Genomic DNA, 25,784 nt, shown 5'->3' with positions numbered 1-25,784 from the left:
TACAATGGCTCACAAGTATCCCGTCAGACGGGAGGTCGCCCTGTTGGGCGAGTTAGTCAGTATCAATCTACGGAGATAAACATGGCACAACATTTTGACTATATCTGCCTGGGTGCGGGCAGCGGTGGTATTGCGTCAGCCAATAGAGCCGCTATGCGTGGCGCCAAGGTCTTGCTGATTGAAGCCAAACACCTGGGTGGTACCTGCGTCAACGTCGGCTGTGTGCCCAAAAAGGTCATGTGGTATGGCGCCCAAGTGGCCGAAGCCATGCATCTCTATGCCAAAGATTATGGTTTTGATGTCAGCGTCAACCAGTTTGATTGGAACACTCTGGTGGCCAGTCGTGAAGCCTATATCGAACGGATCCATGGTTCCTATGAACGCGGTCTGGCCAACAACAAAGTCACTGTGGTTAACGGCTATGGCCGCTTTGTTGATAACCACACCATTGAGGTCGACGGCGAACACTATAGTGCCGAGCATATTCTGATAGCTACCGGTGGCGCGCCCAGCATTCCCGCCATTCCCGGGGCAGAATATGGCATAGACTCGGACGGTTTCTTTGCCCTGCGTGAACAGCCCAAGCGGGTAGCCGTAGTGGGTGCCGGTTATATCGCGGTGGAAATTGCCGGTGTATTGCATGCCCTTGGCAGTGAAACCCATCTGTTTGTACGCAAACATGCGCCGCTGCGTAACTTCGACCCCATGCTCTATGAAACACTGATGGAGTCCATGGCCAGCGAAGGGCCTTCGCTGCATACCCAGAGTATTCCCAAGGAAGTGCGTAAAAATGCCGATGGCAGCCTGACTCTGGTGCTGGAAAACGCTGAAGAGTACACAGTGGACTGCCTGATCTGGGCCATTGGTCGGGCACCGGCCACAGGCAATATCGGCCTTGAAAATACCGATGTGCAGTTGGATCCCAAGGGATATGTGATAACTGATGCCCAGCAAAACACCAGCGCTAAAGGGGTTTACTGTGTCGGTGACATCATGGCGGGCGGAGTAGAGCTGACACCGGTTGCCGTCAAGGCGGGTCGCTTGCTGTCAGAGCGTCTCTTTGGCGCCCAGCCGGATGCCAAGATGGACTATGACTGCATCCCGACTGTGGTCTTCAGCCACCCGCCAATTGGCACCATGGGGCTGACAGAGCCTGAGGCCAAAGAGCGCTTCGGTGAGGATCAGGTGAAGGTCTACACTTCCTCCTTTACCTCCATGTACACAGCGGTTACTGCGCACCGTCAGGCTTGTAAGATGAAGCTGGTTTGTGCCGGCGCCGATGAAAAAGTCGTCGGGATCCATGGTATCGGCTTTGGCATGGATGAAATCCTTCAGGGCTTTGGCGTTGCCATCAAGATGGGCGCCACCAAGGCTGACTTTGATGCCGTAGTCGCTATCCATCCAACGGGCGCAGAAGAGTTTGTTACTATGCGTTAAACAAGTGGATGCATATCGCAGGTAAAATAGGCCAGAAGCAGTGCTTCTGGCCTATTTTAGTTTTGCCCCTATTAGAGAGAGTACGCTGAAGCCATATTATTTGGTGTACTTTGTAGGTAGTGATTACCTTAGAAGATATCAATTGCCTTCCGTAATCTTGGTTAAAAAATGTCACATTGTGAACATTGTTTTTTATTTTGAAGGCTGTTAGTCTGCTGCCATCTCTTTTCAGGAATGGACACTATGGCAAGACGCAAGGAACACAGTCATCAAGAGATCCGGCTCATGGCACTGGATGCCGTCGAGCAGTTGTTGACGCAGGAGGAATATACCCGCCTGAGTCTTAGACGGATCGCCTCCCAAGTGGGCTATGCCCCCAGTACCCTAATCAACCTGTTTGGTAGCTACAACTATCTGCTCCTGAGCGTATCCGCCAGGGTCTTGGAGCGTCTGCTTGAGCAAGTACAGCTGGTGTGTGAACAAACATTCGCAACCGGCGAGCTGAAGCTGTTGGCACTGGCCAAGGCTTATGCCGAGTTTGCCCATAGCCAACCCCAGGCATTTCGTTTGGTGTTTGCCTTACATCTGGGGCCGGAAGAACCTCTGCCCAAATCGCAACAACAGCTGATTGCCGAGCTGATAGGCTTGCTCGAACAGCAACTCGGTGACTTGTTGCCAAACTTGCCCTCATCCAAGCTGGCGCTCGCCAGTCGTAGCTTCTGGAGCAGTATCCATGGGCTAACCGGCCTGGCGCTGGACGATAAGCTTTTCAGTCAGGCTTCTTGGTTGCAGTTACTGACATTTCAGGTGCACTTGTGGTGGACGGCAATGCAACAGGAGGAGGGTGTATGTTCCTGAGCAAACGATTTTTACCCTATTTCGCCACTCAATGTTTGGGGGCGCTCAACGACAACATCTACAAGAATGTGTTGCTGCTGCTGGTGACCTACAGCCAGGTCGATAACCTGCCGATGAGTGTGGATTTGTTTGTCAATCTGGCGGCGGGGATCTTCATCCTGCCTTTCTTTCTGTTTTCCGCCCATGCGGGCATGGTAGCCGACAATATGGATAAGGCGCTGATGATCCGTAGGTTAAAGCTGCTGGAGCTTATCATCATGTCCTGCGCCGCCGCGGCGATTATGGCGCAAAGTTATCTGTTGATGTTGCTGCTGCTGTTTCTTACCGGCACCCAATCGGCCTACTTTGGTCCGGTAAAATACTCGCTGCTGCCGCAGGCGCTTAGAGAGGACGAGTTGGTAACCGGCAACGCCTGGGTAGAGATGGGCACCTTCCTGTCTATTTTGATAGGCACTCTAAGTGCCGGGCTGCTGGTAACCAGTGACAACGGCCTGATGTGGGCGGCGATAACTGTATCTGTGCTGGCCTTGGCCGGTTTCCTCTCCAGCCGGGCGATTCCATCACTGCCGGCGCCGTTGCCGATAGACAAGGTACGCTTTGCGCCCTTGTCCGGCACTCTGGTCAGTATCAAGCGGGTACGGCAAACGCCGTCAATCTGGATGGCGATTCTGGCAATCAGCTGGTTCTGGTTTTTGGGTGCCACCTACCTGACCCAGTTCCCCAATTTTGCCAGAGGCTCGCTGCACTCGGACGCCACTGTGGTGTCGCTGCTGTTGGCGCTGTTTTCCATAGGTATTGCGGTCGGCTCCTTTGTTTGTGAGCGTTTCTCCTTTGGCCATGTAGAGCTGGGATTGTTGCCTTTCGGGGTAGCAGGGTTAACCTTCTTTGGCCTGGATCTGCTGTGGGCCATTCCTGACTACAGCCAACTGCCGGCGGGATATCTCTACGACATAGCCGAGTTTGTCGGCCGCAGTGAACACTTCAGGTTGATGTTGGCACTGTTTATGGTGGGCGTCAGTGGCGGCCTGTTTATTGTGCCTCTGTACGCCTTTATTCAGTCGCGTTCGGCCCCCGGTGAATGTGCCCAGGCCATAGCCGCCAACAATATCATCAATGCCTTGTTTATGGTGTGCTCGGCGATATTGTCAATCATCTTGCTGGAGCTGGTGGGTCTGTCGATCCCTCAGCTATTTACTCTGCTGGCGGTATTCAACGCTGTGGTAGCTTTGTATGTGTATAGCAGGGTGCCTGAATTTACGCTGAGGTTTATCAGCTACCTGCTGAGCCATCTCTTGTACCGTCTCAAGGTTGAAGGCCGGGAAAACATTCCCAAGCAGGGGGCCGCCGTGCTGGTGTGTAACCATGTCAGTTACGTCGATGCCTTGGTGTTGCTGGGAGCATCCACTCGTCCGGTGCGTTTTGTGATGGACAAGAGCATAAGTGAAATGCCCTTGCTCAAGTATCTGTTCCGCCACGCCGGGGTGATCCCTATCTGCTCACCGAAAAAGTGCGCTGATACCTACACCCGAGCCTTCGAGCGTATTCACCAGGCGCTGACCAATGAGGAGTTGGTGTGTATTTTCCCTGAGGGCAGGTTGTCTCCTGATGGTGAGTTACATGAGTTTCGGCCCGGTATCGAACAGATACTGGCAAAGGATCCTGTGCCTGTGGTGCCAATGGCGCTCAAAGGTTTGTGGGGATCTTTCTTCAGCCACAAAGATGGCCATGCCCTGACGACCCGTCCAAGACGTTTCTGGTCAAGGCTTAAGGTCAATATTGCAGCTCAGGTACCCGGCGCGGAGGAGAGCCGCCACTCGCTGCAACAGCGGGTAGCCGATCTGCTGGCCAAACCCGACAGCTGAGGTAATGTCAACGAAAGAGCCCGGCAGTTGCCGGGCTCTTCAGATTGAATCTCTCTTGCTTTTGAATTCATTTGGAGCGGTTTGACCGCCTCTCATCCAGCCACTGGTGAATGGCCTGACGGTCACCGCGGAAGATGATCCGCTCGGCCTTTTTCTCCAGCTGGTACTGATACATGGGGTCGTAATACTTCTCCAGCAGTAGCGAGATCCACTCCAGATGTTGCTCTGTAGTGTTGCGTTGCAGCTGGGTCTGCAAGCTTGAGTCGACTAACTGCAACAGTTGATCAGTTTGTTGGTGCCCCATACGCTTACGTATGCCCTCGACACTCTGACGCAGATAGGCGCCGAACGCCACCATGCCTTCTTCTGCGCCATAATGCTGTTCAAAACCTCGCTGCATCTTGTGCACATATTCATCCAGAAGACGAGGGAGTCTGGCCTCCAGTGGCTCTTCCAACACCAAAACCTGGGCCTGTTGCATGGCACTGAAAAAGACTTTGGGTATGGCGCGGCGGCCAATCAGGAAGCTTTCATCTTCCAGCAGCAGACAGGACTCTTGCCTTTCTTGATGCCTCAACAGCTCCCGAGCCAAACTGTTTTCAAAATTGATCTGACTGGGCTGCGGAGTAACATTCTTGCCAAAGCTCGACCCTCTGTGATTGGCAGTGCCTTCCAGATCCACTGACTCGCTGCGACTGAGAATAAACTCTGTCTTGCCTGAGCCGGTAATACCGCTGAGGATCAACAGCTGTTGCTGCTGCGGGGTGTTATCTATGGTATCGATAAGGTATTGGCGCATTGCCTTGTAGCCGCCCTGAATATAGGGCACTTCAAGACCGGCCTCGCGGATCCATTGCTGGGTCAGCTGAGATCTCAGGCCACCCCGAAAACAGTAGAGGTTGGCATCTGGGTGGGCGCTGAAGAAATCCAGCCAGGCTTGAATACGCGCGGCCTTGATCTTGCCTTTGACCAGTGAATGGCCGAGCTCTATGGCGGCAGCTTGCCCATGTTCTTTATAACAGGTGCCCACCTTCTGCCTTTCGCTGTCATTCATCAATGGCAGGTTGGTGCTGGCAGGAAAGGCACCCTTGGCAAACTCAACCGGCGCCCGCAGATCGACCAGGGGACGATCGGATAGGAAGATCTCCCGGTACTCTGCAGGCGCGATTATCTGTCGACTCATATCAGCTCCACCCACTGCTGACTGTCGTCGCGATGGTCGAGCGCACCTATGCAGTGCAGCTCCAACCCTTGGCTGGTCAGCAGTTGTTGCAGTTCTGCCTCACCCTCGGCGCTGACGGCGATAAGTAAGCCACCGCTGGTTTGCGGATCGCACAATAAGGCTTTTTGTTGCTCGGAAACCTCGGGGAGGTGCTCTCCGTAGCTATCAAAGTTTCTGTGGGTGCCGCCCGGGATACAGCCCATAGCCAGATACTCGGAGGCTTTTTCCAGCAACGGCAGTTTGGCGGTATCTATGCTGGCCTTGAGGTTGGAACCCTGACACATTTCCAGCAGATGGCCTGCCAGACCAAAGCCCGTCACATCTGTCATGGCGTGAACCGCGCTTATCTTGGCGACTTCGGCACCTATCTTATTGAGTTGGCACATGGCTTCAGGGGCGATATTGACATCCTGCGGCGCCAGCTTCTTCTGTTTCTGCGCCGTGGTCAGTATGCCAATTCCCAAAGGTTTGGTGAGATAGAGCTTGTCACCCGCCTTGGCGGTATCGTTCTGCTTGAGGTGCTCCAGCGCCACTGTGCCGGTTACCGCCAGGCCGAAGATAGGCTCAGGCGCGTCTATGCTATGGCCTCCGGCCAGCATGATCTCGGCATCCATGCAGGCTTGGCGTCCACCATCCACTACCTGCTGGGCTATCTCGGGTGACAGCTTGTTCACCGGCCAGCCAAGAATGGCAATCGCCATAATAGGCTTGCCGCCCATGGCGTAGATATCGCTGATGGCGTTGGTTGCCGCGATACGGCCGAAAGTGAAAGGGTCATCGACTATCGGCATAAAGAAGTCTGTGGTGCTGATAATGCCGGTGTGATCATCCAACTGATACACGGCCGCATCATCCCGGCTCTGGTTGCCGACCAACAGGCGGGGATCTTTAAAGTCCGGCAGTTGAGACGCCAAAATGGTACTGAGGACTTTGGGAGAAATCTTGCAACCGCAACCTGCGCCGTGGCTGTATTCCGTGAGTTTTACTGACTGATCTGACATAGCCGGGTCCCTGAGTGATTGAAATAACCCCTGATCATAAACAGAAACGGTCGCAGTACAAGCCGACCGTTTCACAACTCAGGTAAATTCTGTTAAGCCGATCGCCAAACCTCGCAAGGCTACGATAAGGTCTTAAGCTATGCTGGCTCGTAGTTGGCGCCATTGTTTTCGTTGGGCGTGAAAACGTAAACGCATTTCCGTTACCTGAGACAGCAGATGCTTATCCGCCAACTGCTGCTTGCGGGCCTCAAGCAGCGCCTTCTTGGCTTCAAAGTAGGCCAGCAAGTGGCTCTTCAATTCCTCGTACTCTGCCTGCAGCTTTTCCAGGATCTCCTCGCAATTGGGCAGATGGGCCACCTTATGCTGGGCGCGCTTGAATTGCATCTGCAGTTTGGCGGCTTCGATGCGCTCCTGAGGGCTCTTGCGCAGGTCTTTTGTTAGGCCAAACCAGGACAGGAAACGGATCAACCACTTGGTGGGGTCGTAATGCCACCAGTGGATACCATTGCGGTAATCGTTTTCAAAGATATGGTGGAAGTTATGGTAACCTTCACCATAAGTGAACAGCGCCAGCACACCGTTATCTCTGGCACTGTTGCGATCTGTATAGGGTTGTTTGCCCCAGATATGCGCCAGCGAGTTAATGAAGAAGGTGCAGTGATGCACTACCACCAGGCGGAGCAGACCAGCCAGCAGCAACATCGACAGGATATCGCCGTTCAACCAGCCAAGCAGAGCGGGGAGGCCCACATTCATCAATAGCGCCAGCAGCAGATAATGCTTATGCTGCCACATGACTATGGCATCGTTTTGCAGGTCTCTGACGTTGTTATAGTCGTGATAACGTTGTGCCTGATATTCCCTGAGCATCCAACCAATATGGCTATACCAGAAACCCATGTTCGCTGAGTAGGGATCCTTGTCATTGTCATCCACATGCTTGTGATGGATACGGTGATCCGAAGCCCAATGCAAGGCACTGTTCTGCAACGCCAGCGCACCGCCCAGGGCAAACAGGAAACGCACGGCCGGGTGAGCCTTATAAGCCTTATGTGACCACAGCCTATGGTAACCGGCGGTGATAGACAAGCCACTGGCGAAGGCCAACAGTACGAAGGTGAGCCACTCGCTGAGCTCAAAGCCATGGCTGATGCCTCGCCAAGGCACCAGAATACAGGCACCGGCAAACGTCAGCAGGAAGAGGATCAGGTTGGTCCAGATGAGGGGAGGTTTTTTCATTATGATGACTTCCAAAACGCTTTAAGCTAACAAGTGTACGCTAAGTTGCTATTGGAGCACAATCACAGTGACACCAGCCGAGGATGTGATTATTGAGTAAAGCCTGTATTATTTGCGCAACAGATCCAGTGAATGGAATAAAGATGGGTATCAGAGCACAGCAGAAAGAGAAAACCCGCCGCGCCTTGGTGGATGCAGCATTCAATCAACTGAGTGCCGAGCGCAGCTTTTCCAGCCTGAGTCTTAGGGAAGTGGCCAGGGAAGCCAATATAGCGCCAACCTCTTTCTACCGTCATTTCAAGGATATGAATGAGCTGGGGCTGACCATGGTCGATGAAGGTGGCTTGACGCTGAGACAGATGATGCGTAAGGGACGTCAGCGCGCCGAGGCCGGTGGCAGTGTTATCCGCATCTCGGTCGACACCTTTATGGAAGTACTGGAATCCAACCCCAACGTATTCAGGATCCTGCTGCATGAACGCTCAGGCACCTCGGCAGCCTTTCGTGCCGCCGTGGCGCGGGAGATTGAACACTTTATCTCGGAACTGGCGCACTACACCGAGGACACCGCCGGCCGCAGCCCTGAGTTGGCCAGGGCACAGGCTGAGGCATTGGTGACTCTGGTGTTCAATGCCGGCGCCGCCGCCCTGGATATGAAACGTGCTGATCGTAAGATCCTGGCCGACCGACTGGTGACTCAACTGCGAATGGTGGCAACGGGTGCCGAAGCGCTGCAGCAAAAGCGTGATAGCCGCTAAATTGCGGATGTAGATTTTTCTGGAAAAAATAACGGTCAACCAAATCTGAATAGATAAACCTGACCTATTTAGATTTGGTACACCCTATAATACTTTTCCCTCCTCAGGTCCGTTTCTAAATGTTTTATTTTAAGCAAGCTATTATTAGTGGATAGAGAATCGTTGAATATAAGCCTTTGGTATAGTGCTCTAAGCCTTCAAGCTGGACGATGATTTTTCTGCGATACCTGGAGACCGAATTTGTAGTAGTTTAGAAAACCCGCCATTAGCTTACTATGAAATATATTTAATTTGTTTTAGCCAACAATGCCATTAAAGAGAGTTGCCTGGAAAAGAGAACTGTAATAGCCATTTGACATAATTCCAATGTCAGAATTTTCGTACATTAATAGGGATTTTTCTTAACGATATTCTTTAAACAAGTCTTTATAGTCTGCCTAAACTATCTTTGGGAGGCTGTCAATGGATTTCAGAACTTACCGAGAGTTGGCATTAACAGCTGAACCAGGTTGGGGGATAGCTTTTCTGAAACAACATAAATATGAAATTTATCATCAGACACTCTACTGGCTGATGGATACTGGACTCCATATTTCAAAAGACGAGTTATACGTTGAGCAGTTGGCAGGTTGTGACATTATTTTTTGTCGTTTACACCCTTTTCGCTTGGAGAGCTTCTTAAGAAGCCAAGATATTCCACTTTACAAGAGTGACAGTGAGTCTCGTTGGGTTTTACCTCAACCTATTTTGCCATATCATTATCGTCGTTGGCGAGCCTCTTTGATTATGACATTAGATTGATTTGTTAATCTTACTTTTCTTAAGGTTATTTCAGTATGCTCCTTGATTGAAAATTGATAGAAATGGCAGTCCGATGACTGCCATTCTCACAATTATGCTTTTAGTGATATTACTTGTAAGTCAAGGTGAAGGTGGCCGTGGCATCAGCTCTACCTGGAGTGACTTTGGATTCAGTTTGGATATATCTTGCCTTCAGTGGAATGGTAAAAGTTGTTCTATTGTTATTTAATAAAGTATAATTTAAAAGATTTCCAAATTTTATATATTGGTTAAACCCATTGGAGAACTCGGCAAGCTGAATGGCAACCCCTTTAGCACTATTCGTTGTTGACTTTATGCTCATAATTCCTTGACTATTATCGATTATGCTTGTATTCGGGGATATGGATACGCCCAAGATGTTTTTAGTGTAAGTTCCAGTATTGGATGCACCAGTAGTGTAATTATAGTAGGTATTATTGCCATCATTGAGGGTGCCGTAAAACCTCGGACAATTAGTTAGCCTGATAGATGCATCGACCCAGTCTGTTGTTGCTCCGGTTGTGGTTAACTTATCCCCTATTTTATGTTGTCCCATGGGAACATTTACATTCGAAACATTGCAAGTTTGTGATACTATATTGATGGTGCCTTGTATTTTAACTCTTGCCCATAAAAAATTTGTACCGGGTGCTTTGAACCTTATAATACCGGTAGGTAAGTTCATCCCTCTAATTGTACCAGGCCGTACATTTCCTGTTTTAATTAACAGCAAAGTTATATGAGAATTATTATAGCGGTAATCACGATTTATATTTTCTTGGGTGGGAGTTTTAAACTTCTTATCACTTGGGAATGGACTGTTATTAGCAGCCATCATTACACCAATTCCTGGTACTCCAGTTTGATAAATGGTGGCTTGCGGATAAGGCCCTCCCTTCCACGGGGAAGCTGAGTATGGTCGTGAGCTATAGCTATGTTCTATATAAGCTTGATATGAAATGTTTGAAGCATTGCAATATGCTGATAGCGTTTGTCCTGACAAGAAATTCTGCTTAAAAATAACAGTACCATTAGGCATGTCAGGGTTAACTGTTAAATTGTTAACAGCCAAAGGCATTTGGGAATCAATAAAATTTGAAGTTCGCGAGCAATCGACGGCTTCAACCATTTTAGGTTGCATCACAAGACTTAAGAAAATAAAAAAAATACCAATAAATTTTTGTATATTATTCATTTAGATTCACCAGGTTCTTTAAGCTAAACTGACCCTTATTGTTGGTAGAGTTATTTCTAATGACAAATTGAGTTGAGTTTATGAAATCCATCTTGTGCTTCTTCATTGATTTGATAGTCAATTGCGCAGTTTTCCAGTTCAGACCATTGGATATTCAATTTTCCACTATTTTGCTCAACTCTGGCATAGAGTATGCCCCCTTGGCCTACAGTGCCAATATGATTATTTTGACTATCTGTAACATAAGCCCCAAATGGCAATGGCTTTCCGTTATAAGTTGCTTTGACTAGAATCAAACTACCTTGCTTGGTCTTATAGCTTAACTTCACCACAGCTCCTGCATGAGGGGCTACTTTTTGAGAGGTAGACTCCAATTCGACCCCGGCCGGGGTTCCTTTTGGATCGATATTAATTTCATTTATCTGATAAGGTTTCAAATAAGGAACTGCAGCATAACCATTGCTATCAAGATGAATGCCAGGATATGCAGATACACTTGCCCCCTCAGCACCTATAGCCTCAACTAAAGCAAAGGTGTTTGCCACATAGGGTGTTAGAGTCAATCCGCCTGAGTGAGCTATGATAGTGCCATTTATCCCTGCAGCAGCGCTGTTGTAGTTATCTCCATGGCTATAACTACCAGTCACTGTGGTTGCATGCCCCCGATAATTGGCGTTTAGTGAATGACTGGTTCCGCCTTTATCCGTTTTGGTAATAGTTGCTCCATAACCTAATTGACTCTCTGCACCATATACACCTGATACTGCTAACTGTTGGCTATTATCGCCATTGGTGTTATGGGAAAGATCTACCATCATCTGTGGCGAAAAGTTACTTTTCCCAAGGGGTAGACTCAAGCTCAATAAATAGTTGGTTTCTTCTGTTCCTATACTGGAAAAGCTACGGTTTATACTCAAACCATAAGACAAAAATTTATAACGGTTATTGTATCCAAGTTGGTACTGTTTCTCAGTTCCTTGTTGGTTCCAATAGTTTTGTATTGAACCGCTCAGGTAAAATTGGCCCCAATTTTCGGGCAGGCTCTGTGCTGCTGTAATAGTAAATCGATTCTTTGATCTGGAAATCAAATCAGGTGAATAGCCTAAAGAGACTGCATCACGGGTTTGCATTGCTGTCATAAAGTCCATATATCCATCGGTTGAGAATCGATATGCTGCCAATGATAGATTGGTATTTGTTTCGCTGATGGCCTTACTGTAGCTTAGTCGATAACTTTGTCCTGTTATATTTTCTACTTTTTTATTAATATCCATAGGTTCAACGCCGTCTCCTAAGCGGGTTCTTGCGTGGGTAATATCCATAGCAAATGCACCGATAGAAGAACCAATTGCGCCACCAAGTTGCACGGCGTAATAATCGTCACTGGCCTGAAATCCACCATAACTAGTGAAGGCATTATTAACACCATATTGATAAGTTGCCTGATAAATATCAGGATCACTTAATAAGTTATCACTATGAATTTTACCTGCTGTAAATTCATAATGTATTGTACCCGGCCTTAACAACTGAGTTACAGAAGCATAAGGTACTTTAAATGAGTGTTCACTGGCATCGGATTCTCTAACAGTAACAACAAGATCCCCACCAAATCCGGTAGGATAAAGATCGTTAATCAGAAATTCACCTGGAGTTACATTAGTTTCGTAAATGATTTGATCATTTTGGCGGACAAAAACTCGTGCGTTCGTTTTCGCTACCCCCCTTATTTGAGGTGCGTAGCCTTGCTGAGACTCAGGTAACATTCTTCTATCGCTTGCCAAATGAAGGCCAACAAAAGGTAAGGTATCAAAGACTTGCCCAGAAGTATTTGATTGTCCGACTAAAGCACTACTTCTCCATGAAGGGATATCACGTTGTATATATGTATTGATAGCGTTATAGTTCTCTCTTCCCCCTTCAACAGAAGAGTAGTTACCATTATGTCTTAGTTGCCATGCCCCAATATTGATTCCTGTTCTAAAGTTTGCAAATAAAGAGTTGTAATCTTCACCATGGGAACGGCTGCTGTAACCATTGATATTGTATCCAAAAATACCGGAGTTGATGCCTTCATCCCATAGTTCAGGACTAACTTCTCCCCTTGCTTTATTGTACAGATACGCTTGAGGAAGAATAATATCAAGGTGTTGAGTTCCGCTATCATAGTTAACGTTTGCCGTGGTGATATAACTTTTCAAGTCAATGCATGAGTCGATGTTTTTATCAATGGATATGGGTAATTCATCTGGATTGAGTTGAATATCTTTTATCAAGTTTCGACTCAGGCATGGGTATACTTTTTTATTATTGTTTACCTTGAATTCAATATTGTAATACCCAAGTAATATCTTATTGATATATACTGCAGATTTATAATTACCAGGAAGGGCAGATGCGCCATCTTGAAAATAGCTTAAATCGAAGCTATCTGATCCAACCATATTCAATAGAGATGAATCAAAGGTAACGCTAGTAGATGATGCGCCAACAGATGTGGAGGTCTCAGCAAGAGTTATCCTACAACCAAATGATAGTGTATAGCTAACGACTAACAGTGTAATGAAATTACTTATTGATAACTTTTTCAATTTGACCTCGATTTAGTTATTTGGCTAATGCTAATATTGTTGTCCACATTAGCCTGATAATTATTTAACTAAATATTCCAAAAGTTTCATGGCGCCATAATCATTGATATAAGTTGCTTCAATTTTATTTCCAGCTTGATTAGGTAATTGGAAATCCAAAGATGAATATGGTGATACCATCTCGCCATCTATTTCTTTTTTATTGGATACAATTTTTGCAAAGGAAATATGGAAAGGGGTTGGGTTATCAACTCTTACAGTGTCATTGTCAAGTCGGTTGAAACTAATCTTTTCCATAGAGTCCTTAACATCCAACTCTAATGAAATTGGTCGGTAAAACAGCTTTATTCTTGTTCTAAATGCCATTTGTATATAATTTTCATTGCTTTCGGAACTTGGCTTGGCGGGGATTTCAAGTACGTTTAGCCAAAATAAACTCTCCCTATCAGTTGGAAGAATATCTCCTGTGTAACGTATTCTTAGATTTTGTCCATTATCTGGATCAATTCTATTAACTGGAGGAGTAATGATAAATGGAACATTGATAAAGTCAGGCTTTGTATCAACTTCACCGCTGTCAATCCAACTTTGAACCAACACTGGATTATTTCCTCTGTTATCCAGTTTTACACTCACCTCATTCGCATCAGAAGGGTAGATTACACGAGTGCCAGTAATGACCACACTGGCTAATGCTTGTGGTGCAACTCCTATAGTAAATATTAATGAAACTATAATTAGAATAAGGTAAAAGAAGCGAAACACAGTGTTGTCCTTTTTGATGATAGGGGGGGGAGCTCCCCCCTCTATATCTCTATTTAATAAAAGGTTTACTTATATTGGATTGAATAAACTACTGATGAATTAACTTTACCAGCAGTTACTGCATTCTCAGCATAATATTCTACAGTGTAAGGCAGTTGAGCCTTACCTCCGGCAGTGGTCGGCAAGTTGACATAAGTGTTTGATGTTGTTTGAGTCGAGTCGCCAACTTTGATTGCTGCATCAGATGAAGCGTCACGTAACTGCAATGTCACGTTACTTGCGGCATTAGTTGGCGCTGTATTTTTAAGACGACCAGTTGCTATATTGACTGCCGAGCCCGACTCGAAGAAAGCAGAACCCTGAGTCATAGAATCTAGTGCAGTACACTCACTTAACTCAATGGTAAAGCTGGTTTTCCCGGCGGTATTACCAGCCGATTGAAGTTGGCTATTACTGACAGTTGGCAGTGTTACAGTGGCGTTGCTAGTGCCATTAACCGTAGCATTACAAGTGGCTCCAGTGATTTCACCAACGAATTGAATTTGACCTGTTGATGCTGCATTGGCAGTTCCCAAAGAAGCATAACCAGCTAAAGATACCGCTAATACAATTATTTTCTTCATATGTTTACCTATTAATCCTTAAGATTTAAAGAATAGGTGGTATGCGCTTGTATACTTGCAGAATTTAGAAACCTAGGTAAAACCTAAAATCTCAAAATAAAATTTTGAGCTCTATATTATTCAAGCTAAGCTCGAACCACTTCGAAGGTGATACTACAATTAATTGTTGCTAATATGAAAGGGGGAGGGGGGTAGATCGGAAATAACATTAACCCTATAGGAAAAGTCCTACAGGGTTTGTTGTTGTTGAACTGGGCTTTATGTTTTAGGGACACTTTTTTGAGTGTTTGGTTATTATTATATTGTCTTGGGTGCGATTTAAAATGTCTGTATTTAATCCTTATGCTATGCTGGCGTACTGTAAAAAGCAAGCTTGATAAGTTGTTGATACAGAGAATGTCACAATATAAGTCAGTGACAGCTTATTATTTAATCACAATAGCTTTTACTTAACTCAATCAATAGTATTGTGCCATTTCAATAATTTTAAAGTTTTAAGTCTGTTTTAGAGCATAAAATCCATTGGTTCTCTTTTCTCTGAGTTTAGATATGCTTTTATATCTCGAGCAAGGTGTTCCAATGAATCACTGAGCGAAACCAAAGTTACACGGGCTTCCTCTATGGTTTCCGCATGTTCTAACTGCTCGCAATGTTTGACGATGGAGGTAGCTGAGATAATCTTTGCCGCACCTTTAATTTTGTGGGCTACGCTTTTGCTATCATCTTCATCCCCCTTATTCAGTGCCGTTTGTAATTTTATTAAATCTGCCTCATTGGCATTTAACAGTTCCAGCAATAACTGCTCTGTTAGCTCCAGGTTTCCGCCAGTTAATTTGTCCAAAGTGCTTGGCAGGAAGCTAGGCTTGAGCGGTTCTTGCTCGAGCACCAGGTGGAGGTTATCCAAGGCTTTTTTCAACTCAGCTAAACTGATAGGTTTAAACAGGCAATCATTCATGCCTGCAGAGATACAGGCTTTTTTGACTTCCAATTGGGCATTGGCTGTGTAACCTAAGATAATCGCCGGTGAAAGATTACGGCTTTGTTCCAATTGTCTTAGCTTGCGGCTAAGCTCATAACCATCCATCTCCGGCATATTGCAATCGGTAATGACTATTCGATAGGGGTGTAGGTTGAAGAGATGGAGAGCTTCCTGACCATCGTTCGCTTCATCAATGCTGTGCCCCAGATATTTAAGTTGCTGTGACAACAGCAGCCTGTTGGCCGGATGATCATCCACTATCAACACATGCTGCACTTGTGCCGTAGGGATTACATCTGAGGAAGGGAATGTTGGGCTTTCTTCAGCTGCAGCTTCATTGGTAACTTGTAAAGGTATTCGGATATTGATACAAGTCCCCTGACCCGGTTCGCTGACCAAGTTAATTGAACCGCCCATCATTTCACACAGGGAGCGACATATGGGGAGCCCCAGACCTGTCCCTCCTTTATTATGGGCACCATTTTGAACCTGAACGAAAGGTTTAAATAAGTCTTGTTGTTCCTCTATTGGCATACCTGTTCCAGTATCAGCGACTTTGAAAACCAGCTCGGTTTGACCTTTGGAATTTTGCGATTTAAGCGCTGAGAGGCAAACATTACCTTGGTCGGTGAATTTAATGGCATTACCAATTAGGTTGGATAAAATCTGCTTAACCCTTAGAGGATCTAACAGTGCATACTTAGGTAGTTCAGGATACATCTCAAGTATTAATTGTAAGCCTTTTTGAATCGCTATACCTTCGAAGATACGAATTACAGAATCCAGAGTTTGCTTCAGCTCCGTCTGTACTGGGTTCAAGCTTAGCTGTCCTGCCTCAATTCTAACTATATCGAGAATATCGCCTATGAGTTCCAGTAGTCCTTTGGCTGAATCATAAGCAACACGAATAGACTTAAAATCATACAGATTTTTCTGAGATCGTTTCATCGATAGCTCCAGCAAGCCTATAATCGCGTTCATAGGTGTACGTATTTCATGGCTCATGGTTGCCAAAAATTGAGTCTTGGCGACACTGGCTTTCTCTGCCTGTTCCTTGGCCAAGTTTAACTGTTGCATTAATTCGACGCGGTCGCTGACATCTATCCATCCACCTATAATACCCTGGATCTGATTTTGTTCGTTTTTATAAGGTCGGAACCAGTGGTAAACATCAATAAGTTTTCCATCCAAATATATGCGCCTGTCTTCGTAACATGCTCTGTTTTCACTAATAGCTTGGGTATAATTTTGATCTATCAAGTGAACATCACTTAGCCTATCACTGTGTTCCAACACAGTTCTATTTATCAAGTCATGAGCTGATACTTGGAAGAATTGTAAATAACTTTGGTTGCAGAGAATTAGTTGGCGTTCTGTATTACGGACATAGATAGGGTGGGGAATACTGTCGATCACCTCTTGCATAAATATAAGTTGTTGTTGTAGTTTCTTTTTAACCATAAGCCGTTTTATATAGTGGCTGCGGGTAAACCAGGCCCAGATTAAAGATGCAGTAATCAATAGTATTGCAGCAACAGTAATTGAATAAATAGTATATTTGTAATCGCGCCAAGTCTCTTGTCCGGGAACGGCATTGCTGCGCCATCTATTCCCTATAGATTGCAATTCATCGGCAGGGATTATGGCCAGAACCTTATTGAGAATACTGATTAATTGAGGGTTGCTCTTACTCGTGGCGAAGGCCGCAGTTGCCGGTGGTAACTCGTCAATAATGCCTTGTATTGCAAGTTTGTGCCCATAATAGTGATTGACATAGTAGTCTGCGATTCCAAGTGGAGCTATAGTGGCATCTACTTTACCTTTTAAGGTGGCTTCCAGGGCATCCATGTAGTTGCTTACTTCTACCACCTCTATTTGTGGTAACACTTTAGGCAGTATTTCCGAGGAGATATGTGCTACTGGGAGGGCGATTTTTAAGTTGGTTTTTTCCTGATTGAAGTGAAGACCTTTTTGGGAGATAAAAACAAAAGGCGCATTAGAAAATTCTTTAGTGAATATCAGTTCTTTTTGGCGCTTATCCGAAGGAGATAACAAAGCTAGATCGGCACTTTTATCTTGCAGACGCTGCTCAATTTCATGGAAATTTTGTGTCTTGATAATGACGGTATCAATTCCGCTATAAAGCTTGATGATCTCCAAAACGTCAGCCGCGTAACCGTGTAACCTGTCATTCTGATCAAAATAGGTCATAGGTGCATTGAACTTATTGGCCGCAATTCTTATCGGTTGATGTTGCTTTAGCCAAGCCAGTTCCGTTTCGCTCAGATCCAGATCGAGCTTTTTCTGGACAGATTCAGGCCGCCTCCACTCCAACGTTTTTTGATGGCCCAATGTTCACTTTCCGGGAGTTGCTTCAATGCTTCATCTATTATTTCTTTAAGTTGCTGTTTATCATTACTTAAGGCAAAGCTTAAGCCTTGGGGCTCAACGGGCAAAAATTTCGTTATCCGCAACTTCTTGGCAAAATAGTTGTTAACTATGTAGTTGGCTGAGAACAGATCCATGATTACGGCATCAGCTTTACCGAACACGGCTGCGGCTACTGTTTTTAGTTTGGAGGGATATCGAGTGATTTGGGCTTTGGGGAGAAGGGGGGCAAGGTCGACCTCCGGCAGATAATCATAAGGCATAGCAATATTGGTTGGAGTCTGCTCTGCAGCTAGTTTTTCTGAAGTGCATAATACAGCTTGATTATCGACATAAGCCTGACTTAGCAGCAACCCTTGGGATGCTTCGTAACCGGAGGCCCCGGTTAGCAGATCCAGTTTACCGGCCTTGATAGCTAAGATAGCGTCCTCTTTGGTATTGAATAAACGTAGTTCTATTTTGAGCTTAAGGGCTTCAGACAAAAGCTGCAGGTAATCGGCACTCAAGCCCTCATAGTAGTCACTGTTACCATCCATGGTCATATCGAATGGTGGGTTATCCGGAGTAACAACTCCTACTCGGATACTTTGCTGTTGTTGTAACCATTGCCACTGCTCATCGGTCAGGATTATCCTAATTTTACTCATGCCGGCATGGCCAGAAATGCCTGGAGTATTCAACTCTGTCCCATTGACCTGCTGTGAAACTAAAGATAAAAAAATCAATATTAAGTAGAGCGCCTGGATAAGAGGGGCTTTTTTCATATGATATGGTTTCTCTTGGATATTTCGATAAGATCGACCAGGGTACGGGCGTTAAGCTTTTCCAGTAAACGAGTCTTATATGTACTTATGGTTTTATTGCTGAGTAACATGCGATCGGCAATCTCTTTATTGGATAGGCCGTGTGACAACTGTTGAAGTACCATCATTTCTCGACCAGATAGTTGTGCCAATTTATCTGACTCCGGCAGTTGTTTATTTTGTTTATGATGGATGAAGGCGTTATTTGGAAAGTATGAATATCCGGATAATACTGCTCTCAGCGCTCCCAGAACCTCTGTTAGATCCTCTTGTTTAGAGACAAAACCAGAGGCTCCGGCCTGTATGCAGCGGGTGACAAAATATTCAGAAGGCTGTGCCGTCAGTACCAGTATCTTTGGTGGTAAATCCAAACTATTCAATCGGTTAATAACCTCAAGACCATCTAGTTGTGGTATGCCTATATCCAGAACAACGGCATCAGGTTGGTGCTCTCTTATGAGTTTTAGCGCATCTACTCCATTATCTGTTGTGGCTGTGACATGAAAGCCATTTTGCTCGAGTATGATTTTTATAGCCATAATCACTACTGGATGGTCATCGACAACAATAATGTTCTTCATATTATAAACTTCTGTCCCTCTAATCATTCCAAATCAATTGTTACAGAATAATTTTCATATGTAAGTAGGATGTTTCCTACCGAACTTTCAGCCTTTTCTGTTGGGTTTTGCATTTATTATAATATTAGCGGACTTATATTATTTCAAAATAAATTAGGAATAGTGTGAGAAAGACCATTTACGGTGTGTTGGCGTAAATTTAGCTATATAGGATTTTATATAAACTTAATAAAAGAATTCTTAGTTATTTTTACTGATAAATGATGCTAACTGCTATTTATATCCATATCAGTTTTTTTGGCTTAAATAATGAAGAAATGCAAGGTGTTGGTGCTTGAGGATCATCCTTTTCAACGCACTGTGCTGGAGCACAACCTCAAGTCGTTAACTTGTGTGGAAGTCTTCAGCTTTGGCTGCGCGACAGCCGCTTTTTCCTGGCTACAGCAGCATAGGGAAGTCGATATCGTAATTTGCGACTTGATGTTGGCTGGAACCGATGGTTTGTCTTTTTTGCGCCAGGCTAGAGCCAGGTTCAAGAACCGTGGGGTAGCCCTTTACAGTGATGTCGACAAAGATCTGCGCCGGGCTGTCTCCCAGATGGTTAAACTGTTGGGGTTTCAGTATCTTGGTGATTTAGCCAAATCACCGACGATTGAAAACTTGAGCGCTATGATCGAATGTTATCGTGAACTGAACGAACCGCAGACGGTATCACCTGAACCAGAACTGCTTCCAAATTGGTTCTCTTTGAATTTCAGAGATTTTAAGGAAGCGGTCACTGAACATCAGTTCGTTGGTTTCTACCAACCCAAGTTCAGTGTCACGGATTTACAAATAGAAGGAGCGGAAGTCTTGGTGCGTTGGCAGCACCCCGTGTTCGGGTTGTTACATCCTAATCTGTTTATCGAACCTCTCATTCGTTATGGCTTGCTGGATGAGATGTTTCTCCAATTATTCCGTCAGGGGATTAAATTGCAAAAGCGATTGTTGGAACAGAACTATCGCTTATCACTCGCCTACAACCTGGACATTTCCCAATTAAACTCCACTGAGCTCGTATATCAAATCTCCAAATTGATCCGGGATTATAAACTTCCACCGAAACTGGTCACTATAGAGATAACGGAATCAGGCCTTATATTGGCGCCGGCCCTCAATATGGAAAATTTAATCCGTTTACGCATGCTAGGATGCGAATTGGCGATAGATGACTTTGGTGCTGCTTATTCATCTTTGGCTCGCCTGTGTGAACTTCCTTTTTCGCAAATGAAGTTGGATGCTTGTTTTGTGGCCGGTCTGGATACTGAGCCCAGATGCAAAGCTGCGATATCCAGTGTGATAGCATTATCTGACTCGCTCGACATGCAGTTGGTTATCGAAGGTATTGAAACGGCTGCCCAGCTCAAGCTATTGCAAAACCTCGGTTGCAATCTGGGCCAGGGGTTTTACTTTTCTCATCCATTGAGCGAGGCTGACTTTTGTAAACACTTCTTACAAAATGAACTTTTAAGGCTTCATGGTTGAATTTAGCGCCGCAATAAGCTGCTGGCGCTGCACTTTGAGCCCCTCGGCAACCTGTTGCGGCCAGGGATAATAGTGTCTCGGGCGCTTAAAGCGAGCCAGCTTGTCTGCCAGGAAGGCGGTCAGTTCGGCTTCGCTCGGCGCCTGTGAGCCTTGATAACGCAAAATGGCGGCCGGCAGTAAGCCAAACTCAGGGTTATCTTCACCAAAGACGATGGCATCCAGGATGGCAGGGTGCTGTTTCAGCGCCGCTTCCACCTCTTCCGGTTGAATATTCTCGCCGCCGCAGATAAACATATTGTCGACCCGCCCCTGAATATGCAGTAGCCCATCCTGACTCCAGAAGCCTTTGTCCTTGGTGCAAAACCAACCGTCTTGGGTCTCTTTAACTATGCTGCCATCCGACTGCAGGTAACCCATAAACAGGGTCTCGCCCCTGACCCAGATAACTCCCTGTTCTATTTTGAGCTCGCGCCCGGGTAACAGGCGGCCACTGCTGCCATCGCTGCGGGCCATTCCCGTGGTGATCTGCGAGCCCATCTCTGTCATGCCGTAACTGGTAAAGGCTTTCACCTTCAAGGGGGATAGCCTGTCCAGCAGGCCTTGGCCTATGGCGCCGCCGCCGAGTAGCAGGCACTTCACTCCCATAAGGCTTTCCGGGCTGTCGTCCAAAAGGCGTTGCAACTGGGTGGCCACCAGCGAGAGATGAGTGATGGCATCACGCCTCAACTGCGCCGCCATAGTCAGCTTATTGTCCGGCAGCACCACGGCTGCGGCCGCCAGGGCGCAGCGATTGAGGATTGCCAGGCCACCGATATGGAACAGCGGCAGCGAGAGTAACCAGGCATCACCACTCGCCAAAGGAATCAACTGCCGACTACCATTGGCGTTGGCGATATGGTTGTTAAGGCAGTGGACTGCGGCCTTGGGGCAGCCACTGGAGCCCGAGGTAAGAATAATATTGAGCGGCGTATCGGCCGAGACAGTGGCTATCTCGGCTGGGATACAATTCGATTCGAGAATGGCAAAATCCGCCTGCACTCGGGTGATATCCCGCGTTTGCCAAAGCTTATTCCTGGCATTATCCGGACACCAGATAAAGCGAATATGTAAACGTTCAAGCAGCTCCTGGAGCTGACTATCCGGAAACTTGGGTGACAGCGGGCAAAAGAGCAGCCCCAGATCCAAACAAGCCCAATACAACAACATCAGCTCGCGGCAGTTAGCGGCCACACAGGCCAGTTTATCCCCGCGCTGCAACCCCAAGGCTCGAAGCTTAGCGCCGAGCGCCAATACTTGCCGGCTTACTGCCTGATAACTATGGCTGATACCGCCCTCTACCAAGGCGACGGCATCCGGAGTCTGTTGGCCACTGAGGTGAAGGGGCGAGTAGGTCATGTGCTTTCCTGTTACTGAAATTGGGGGTTGCAGAGGCTGTCAGAGCTTGGCGGTTACAGACAGGGCCATTGACCCAAGAGTTCCAGCTCAGCAAAGTCCAGACGGGGCTTATGGCCTTGGCCGACGATAATATCGCGTCCGAAAGGCGCCAGAGTATCCAGTCCGGGGGCTTCGTTGGGGGTCAAGAGGGCACTGACCGCCTCCAGATCGGCAATTCCCAGAGAAGATTCCAGGCTGGAACTCAATAGGGCGCGCACGCCGGCCGCTTCGGCCTGTTCGATCAGGGTTTGCAGTCTGGTTAAGCTGCCGAGCAACATCGGCTTAAGCACCAGCGCCGTGAGACCGCTTGCGAAGTCATTGCAGTCAGGTACAAACTCACTTTGCAGCAGAGTTTCATCCAGGGCATAGCGGATCCCTGTGGCCTTGAATAGGGCAGGGTTATCGTCGGCGCGGCGGCAGGGTTCCTCAATATATTCAATGCAGGCCTTGGGCAGACAAGCGCAAAAATCCACAGCTTGTTGATACTCAAAGCCCTGATTGGCATCCAGCCTGAGTTTGAGATGAGGTTTGGCGGCCAATACAGCATGGATCAGTCTGAGCTCTTGCTCCATGCTGGTCTGGGCGACCTTGATCTTGGCTCTGAGAACCGTATCGGGAAGCGCCGCCAGCCTTTGTTGCAGTAGCGCCAGTGGCTCTTCTTCCCTGTGATAGATGAGTGGAATGGTTTCAAAGGCCGGCCAACGCTGTGGCAGTTGTCCTTTGAGTTTGGCATCGAGCAGACTTAGCCCCCAGGCGAGCGAGGGATACTGACAGGCATCGGCCGCCTGACTCAACTTAAGTTCTTTGGCGGCCAGTGCTGGCATCAGCGCCAAGGCTGCTTCTGTCACCTCTGTCAGTGATTCACGGCTGAACCCCAGCAGTGGCTCGCCGTTGGCATCCAGGCCGCTCAAGGGGGCGACTTCCACAAAATGTTCTTCATTGCCGCAACTGGCCTTGATAACCAGCCCGGCTCTCTGTTCGATTCTTTGCTTGCCCACAGGTAGTGAGGTTTCCAGCGGCAGCCTATAGCGGGCCAGTGACAGTGAGTCTGGATGCATCATTCACCCCTTGAAATCGCGTTCAGGGCGCCTTTGAGCGCCATGGCAAAAGCGCCGGGTTGGGCCTGATGGCTATTATGGCCCGCATCGGCAATGGTATGCAGCTTGAATCCGGCTTGCGGCTGCCAGGCCTTGGCAAGAGCGCTAAACTTGGCATCCAGATCCCCTAGGTAGTAGTGGCTTTGGCAGGCAAGCTTGGCCGGCACTTGGCGCAGATCCTGTTGCAGTGCCAGTGAGGTGGCCTGGTAACAGTTAATTAGGCCCAGTGGCTGCTGATGGCGGCGTTTTTCGATTAAACCTTCTCGCTCGGCGCTTGATAGGTCGGCAAATACCGCTTGCTGATACCAGAGGGCCAGCACTTGCTCAATCGGCATAGTGTTAAAACGTTCGGCCCACAGCTTATCGGCCATCGCCCTCTGGTGACGTTCATCATGGGATAACAGGCCAGGATGACAGGACTCAAGATGCAGGCTCAGCAGTGCTTCGGGCCAGGTTTGCGCCAGATGCAGCGCGATACGGCCGCCAAGCGAGTATCCCAATAAGTGAAAACGTGGGATGCCAACCTTGAGCAGTGTATGACGCAGCAAGGCAATACAGTCATTGAAGCCTGGGCTGTCGATTTGGATATCACCGCTGCGGCCATGGCCCGGGAGATCGACCGCAATACAGTAGTAGTCCTGACTCAGGTGCGGCAGCAACTCGTGCCAATCATGGCTGCTACCGAGAAAACCGTGCAGCAGCACCAAAGGCGGCTGGGTTGCTGAACCCTGAGTCGTTGTGGCTAACATTAGCTTTGCTTTACCCATTGGCCTATGCTGGCTATCTGGTCGCTGGCCTGGGTTTGGCTGACGCAAACCTCAATAACCGAGGCGCCGTTATAGTTGAGCGCTTCACTGTAGGCATCCATAAAGCCCTGGAAGTCTTCCACCCTATTGTAGGGTAGGCCAAACATGGCCGCGCCATAACCAAACTCCAGCCCGTGGCTTAATCGGTAATAGTGAGCCCTTACTTGCTCATCTGGTACCGGCAGAATATTGAAGATATTGCCGCCATCATTGTTGAGTATCACTATCACTAATGGCCCCTGAGCCTGGCGTGCCAATGCCAGAGAGTTGAGGTCGTGCAGCGCCGATAGATCGCCGAGCACCAAGGTGGTGGCCTGGCCCTTGTGGTTGGCGACGCCGCAGGCACTGGCCAGCAGGCCATCTATCCCCGAAGCACCGCGGTTGGTATAGGTGATGGCGGCGCAGCAACTGATGGGCGCGAACATATCATAAAGCCGTACCGGTAAGCTGTTACCGATAAACAGCTGCTGCTCACCGGTGCGGGTTGCCGCTATGGCTCTTATCACCTGAGCCTCACCGAACTCGCCGTTATCGATTTGGCGTACAAAGAGCTCATTGAGCGCCTCATTCTGGGCGGTGAGCTCCAGCGCCCAATTGGCGGAGGACGAGCGTGGCCACTCAAGGGCGGCTATCTGTTGCAGCTCTGCCAGCCAGATCTGCTTGGGTTTATGGCTGGGATCCAGGCGCATCTGCTGCGGCAATACTTGCCAATATTGGTGCCAGTTCTGCTGTTCCAGATAACTTATCAAGCGTTTCGACAGCAGGCGTCCACCAAACACCAGTGCCCGGTCGGCCTGTTGCAGCAGGGCTCGGCCCTTGGGGTTGAGCAGCAGTTGGTCGACATTGCCTATCGCGGCAGGATGTTGGCGCAGCTGAGACTGGGCATCTGTCAGCAGCGGCCAACCGAGTTTGCTGGCCAGTTCGACCAACTTTTGTGGATTATCGGCACTGTCCAGAGTGCCGGCGATGATAACCCCCTTGCCGTGAACAAAACGCGCCATGGTATCCCAACTTGGGACTTGTCCCATGCCTTTGGTGGCATATTGGTTATAGGGTGTGCTTGCCTGTTGCCAGCTCGCCAGAGGTTGCAGGTAGTGCTCTATGGCTTGGCTTCTGGGGGCATCCAGGCTGCTTGGGTAAAGCGGCTCACGATACATACAATTGATGTGGACCGGCATGCTTTGGTTGGCCACGGCTTCATCAATCTGAGTCAGCAGTGCCTGAGGGGCTATGGCCAGATCCGGTGTCGGCAGGTTCAACTGCTTGGCATATTGGCCGTATATTGCCGGTTGGAGTATGGCTTGGTTGGCGCCGCAAGCTATCAGCTCCGGCGGTCTGTCGCCGGAAAGCACGACCAAGGGGACTTGAGTCAACCAGGCCTCAACGATGGCCGGATACAAGTTGGCCACGGCTGTTCCCGAGGTGGTGATAATGGCGACCGGAGCCCGACTGGCTTTGGCGAGTCCGAGTGCCATAAAGCCCAGTCCTCGCTCATCGAAGTGCAGATGTTGTTTCAGTTTGTCCTGGCGGGCGGCTGCCAGCGTCAGAGGCGTGGAGCGCGAGCCCGGCGCCATGCACACATGCTGAGCCCCAAGGCGTGCCAGTTCTTCAAGTATGAGGGAACCCCAAAGGAGATTGAGTTCGGCGTGAGAATTGATTTGCATAAACAGCTTACCCAGTATCGAATGCTCATTAGTGTACCGCTTTTGGCAACGCTATTGTATGAACTCTTGGGCAAATCTGTCTGTATACTTCAAGTCGTAAAGAGCAGGCTGAGATCCTGTTTAGATTGTTATCAC

The 25,784-nt window shown here is 47.8% G+C and carries 20 protein-coding genes; 6 read left to right on the top strand and 14 right to left on the bottom strand.

From position 1 onward, the window contains the following. Positions 1-81 precede the first annotated feature (81 nt). The 3 genes from gorA (at position 82) to ACMHXE_RS11295 (ending at position 4,157) form a co-directional block, all read left to right on the top strand. Positions 82-1,437 carry a glutathione-disulfide reductase gene (gorA, locus tag ACMHXE_RS11305; protein WP_101053217.1) on the top strand — a complete coding sequence of 452 codons (1,356 nt, stop codon included), beginning with the start codon at positions 82-84 and terminating at the stop codon, positions 1,435-1,437. 243 nt (positions 1,438-1,680) lie between these two features. Continuing rightward, the gene (locus ACMHXE_RS11300) at positions 1,681-2,295 is read left to right on the top strand and encodes a TetR/AcrR family transcriptional regulator (protein WP_157822658.1); all 615 of its coding nucleotides are present in this window, start codon (positions 1,681-1,683) and stop codon (positions 2,293-2,295) included. Then, complete coding sequence (locus ACMHXE_RS11295) at positions 2,286-4,157, top strand: MFS transporter (protein WP_101053213.1); 1,872 nt, start codon at positions 2,286-2,288, stop codon at positions 4,155-4,157. The genes ACMHXE_RS11300 and ACMHXE_RS11295 overlap by 10 nt, the downstream gene beginning before the upstream one ends. Positions 4,158-4,224: 67 nt before the next feature. Here the strand turns inward: ACMHXE_RS11295 and mnmH are convergent, their stop codons facing one another. From mnmH to ACMHXE_RS11280, 3 genes are all read right to left on the bottom strand, one after another. Then, complete coding sequence (mnmH, locus tag ACMHXE_RS11290) at positions 4,225-5,340, bottom strand: tRNA 2-selenouridine(34) synthase MnmH (protein WP_101053211.1); 1,116 nt, start codon at positions 5,338-5,340, stop codon at positions 4,225-4,227. After that, complete coding sequence (gene selD / locus ACMHXE_RS11285; protein WP_101053209.1) at positions 5,337-6,380, bottom strand: selenide, water dikinase SelD; 1,044 nt, start codon at positions 6,378-6,380, stop codon at positions 5,337-5,339. Before selD ends, mnmH begins: the two co-directional genes overlap by 4 nt. Positions 6,381-6,512: 132 nt before the next feature. Then, positions 6,513-7,619, bottom strand: a complete 1,107-nt coding sequence (locus ACMHXE_RS11280) for an acyl-CoA desaturase (RefSeq protein ID WP_101053207.1) — start codon at positions 7,617-7,619, stop codon at positions 6,513-6,515. 143 nt (positions 7,620-7,762) lie between these two features. Here ACMHXE_RS11280 and fabR point away from each other — a divergent pair, with 143 nt between their 5' ends. Then, positions 7,763-8,377: an HTH-type transcriptional repressor FabR gene (gene fabR / locus ACMHXE_RS11275; protein ID WP_025010659.1), complete on the top strand. Its 615-nt coding sequence runs from the start codon at positions 7,763-7,765 to the stop codon at positions 8,375-8,377. Positions 8,378-8,839: 462 nt separating this feature from the next. Then, positions 8,840-9,178 carry a hypothetical protein gene (locus ACMHXE_RS11270; RefSeq protein ID WP_146225983.1) on the top strand — a complete coding sequence of 113 codons (339 nt, stop codon included), beginning with the start codon at positions 8,840-8,842 and terminating at the stop codon, positions 9,176-9,178. 109 nt (positions 9,179-9,287) lie between these two features. Here ACMHXE_RS11270 and ACMHXE_RS11265 read toward each other — a convergent pair whose 3' ends face one another. From ACMHXE_RS11265 to ACMHXE_RS11235, 7 genes are all read right to left on the bottom strand, one after another. Next, positions 9,288-10,394, bottom strand: coding sequence for a fimbrial protein (locus ACMHXE_RS11265; protein ID WP_101053205.1), 1,107 nt, complete (start codon positions 10,392-10,394; stop codon positions 9,288-9,290). 56 nt (positions 10,395-10,450) lie between these two features. Further along, positions 10,451-12,985 carry a fimbria/pilus outer membrane usher protein gene (locus tag ACMHXE_RS11260; protein ID WP_413732272.1) on the bottom strand — a complete coding sequence of 845 codons (2,535 nt, stop codon included), beginning with the start codon at positions 12,983-12,985 and terminating at the stop codon, positions 10,451-10,453. Between the two features lie 60 nt (positions 12,986-13,045). Then, entirely contained in the window at positions 13,046-13,750 is a 705-nt protein-coding gene (locus ACMHXE_RS11255; RefSeq protein ID WP_198552041.1) for a molecular chaperone, read from the bottom strand. 65 nt (positions 13,751-13,815) lie between these two features. Next, positions 13,816-14,373, bottom strand: a complete 558-nt coding sequence (locus ACMHXE_RS11250; RefSeq protein ID WP_101053199.1) for a fimbrial protein — start codon at positions 14,371-14,373, stop codon at positions 13,816-13,818. A gap of 505 nt (positions 14,374-14,878) precedes the next feature. Next, positions 14,879-17,704, bottom strand: coding sequence for an ATP-binding protein (locus tag ACMHXE_RS11245; RefSeq protein WP_413732269.1), 2,826 nt, complete (start codon positions 17,702-17,704; stop codon positions 14,879-14,881). Then, positions 17,635-18,504 carry a transporter substrate-binding domain-containing protein gene (locus tag ACMHXE_RS11240; RefSeq protein WP_413732267.1) on the bottom strand — a complete coding sequence of 290 codons (870 nt, stop codon included), beginning with the start codon at positions 18,502-18,504 and terminating at the stop codon, positions 17,635-17,637. The genes ACMHXE_RS11245 and ACMHXE_RS11240 overlap by 70 nt, the downstream gene beginning before the upstream one ends. Beyond that, positions 18,501-19,124, bottom strand: a complete 624-nt coding sequence (locus tag ACMHXE_RS11235) for a response regulator transcription factor (RefSeq protein ID WP_101053195.1) — start codon at positions 19,122-19,124, stop codon at positions 18,501-18,503. The genes ACMHXE_RS11240 and ACMHXE_RS11235 overlap by 4 nt, the downstream gene beginning before the upstream one ends. A gap of 309 nt (positions 19,125-19,433) precedes the next feature. Here ACMHXE_RS11235 and ACMHXE_RS11230 point away from each other — a divergent pair, with 309 nt between their 5' ends. Next, a complete protein-coding gene (locus ACMHXE_RS11230) occupies positions 19,434-20,648 on the top strand; it encodes an EAL domain-containing protein (protein ID WP_413732265.1) in 1,215 nt (404 codons plus the stop codon). Here the strand turns inward: ACMHXE_RS11230 and menE are convergent. From menE to menD, 4 genes are read right to left on the bottom strand one after another with little or no spacing between them, the layout of a single operon-like run. Beyond that, positions 20,631-22,043 (bottom strand): o-succinylbenzoate--CoA ligase, encoded by a 1,413-nt coding sequence (gene menE, locus ACMHXE_RS11225; protein WP_101053191.1) that lies wholly within the window; start codon positions 22,041-22,043, stop codon positions 20,631-20,633. The two genes, ACMHXE_RS11230 and menE, sit on opposite strands and share 18 nt — an antisense overlap. A 53-nt stretch (positions 22,044-22,096) precedes the next feature. Further along, a complete protein-coding gene (gene menC, locus ACMHXE_RS11220; RefSeq protein ID WP_101053189.1) occupies positions 22,097-23,140 on the bottom strand; it encodes an o-succinylbenzoate synthase in 1,044 nt (347 codons plus the stop codon). Further along, a complete protein-coding gene (menH, locus tag ACMHXE_RS11215) occupies positions 23,140-23,928 on the bottom strand; it encodes a 2-succinyl-6-hydroxy-2,4-cyclohexadiene-1-carboxylate synthase (protein ID WP_101053187.1) in 789 nt (262 codons plus the stop codon). The genes menC and menH overlap by 1 nt, the downstream gene beginning before the upstream one ends. Then, positions 23,928-25,649: a 2-succinyl-5-enolpyruvyl-6-hydroxy-3-cyclohexene-1-carboxylic-acid synthase gene (gene menD, locus ACMHXE_RS11210; RefSeq protein WP_101053185.1), complete on the bottom strand. Its 1,722-nt coding sequence runs from the start codon at positions 25,647-25,649 to the stop codon at positions 23,928-23,930. The genes menH and menD overlap by 1 nt, the downstream gene beginning before the upstream one ends. Positions 25,650-25,784 lie beyond the last annotated feature (135 nt).

Origin of the sequence: Shewanella sp. BJSY2023SW007 (assembly GCF_047314525.1) — a bacterium.
Taxonomy (GTDB): Bacteria; Pseudomonadota; Gammaproteobacteria; order Enterobacterales; family Shewanellaceae; genus Shewanella; species Shewanella chilikensis.
Note: the sequence above shows the minus strand (reverse complement) of the source record. Positions and strands in the feature narration are given on the sequence as shown.

Bases quoted from the DNA above. Each gene is read 5' to 3' on its own strand.
- gorA (WP_101053217.1), top strand. From the start codon at position 82: ATGGCACAACATTTTGACTATATCTGCCTGGGTGCGGGCAGCGGTGGT.
- ACMHXE_RS11300 (WP_157822658.1), top strand. From the start codon at position 1,681: ATGGCAAGACGCAAGGAACACAGTCATCAAGAGATCCGGCTCATGGCA.
- ACMHXE_RS11295 (WP_101053213.1), top strand. From the start codon at position 2,286: ATGTTCCTGAGCAAACGATTTTTACCCTATTTCGCCACTCAATGTTTG.
- mnmH (WP_101053211.1), bottom strand. From the start codon at position 5,340: ATGAGTCGACAGATAATCGCGCCTGCAGAGTACCGGGAGATCTTCCTA.
- selD (WP_101053209.1), bottom strand. From the start codon at position 6,380: ATGTCAGATCAGTCAGTAAAACTCACGGAATACAGCCACGGCGCAGGT.
- ACMHXE_RS11280 (WP_101053207.1), bottom strand. From the start codon at position 7,619: ATGAAAAAACCTCCCCTCATCTGGACCAACCTGATCCTCTTCCTGCTG.
- fabR (WP_025010659.1), top strand. From the start codon at position 7,763: ATGGGTATCAGAGCACAGCAGAAAGAGAAAACCCGCCGCGCCTTGGTG.
- ACMHXE_RS11270 (WP_146225983.1), top strand. From the start codon at position 8,840: ATGGATTTCAGAACTTACCGAGAGTTGGCATTAACAGCTGAACCAGGT.
- ACMHXE_RS11265 (WP_101053205.1), bottom strand. From the start codon at position 10,394: ATGAATAATATACAAAAATTTATTGGTATTTTTTTTATTTTCTTAAGT.
- ACMHXE_RS11250 (WP_101053199.1), bottom strand. From the start codon at position 14,373: ATGAAGAAAATAATTGTATTAGCGGTATCTTTAGCTGGTTATGCTTCT.
- ACMHXE_RS11240 (WP_413732267.1), bottom strand. From the start codon at position 18,504: ATGAAAAAAGCCCCTCTTATCCAGGCGCTCTACTTAATATTGATTTTT.
- ACMHXE_RS11235 (WP_101053195.1), bottom strand. From the start codon at position 19,124: ATGAAGAACATTATTGTTGTCGATGACCATCCAGTAGTGATTATGGCT.
- ACMHXE_RS11230 (WP_413732265.1), top strand. From the start codon at position 19,434: ATGAAGAAATGCAAGGTGTTGGTGCTTGAGGATCATCCTTTTCAACGC.
- menE (WP_101053191.1), bottom strand. From the start codon at position 22,043: ATGACCTACTCGCCCCTTCACCTCAGTGGCCAACAGACTCCGGATGCC.
- menC (WP_101053189.1), bottom strand. From the start codon at position 23,140: ATGCATCCAGACTCACTGTCACTGGCCCGCTATAGGCTGCCGCTGGAA.
- menH (WP_101053187.1), bottom strand. From the start codon at position 23,928: ATGTTAGCCACAACGACTCAGGGTTCAGCAACCCAGCCGCCTTTGGTG.
- menD (WP_101053185.1), bottom strand. From the start codon at position 25,649: ATGCAAATCAATTCTCACGCCGAACTCAATCTCCTTTGGGGTTCCCTC.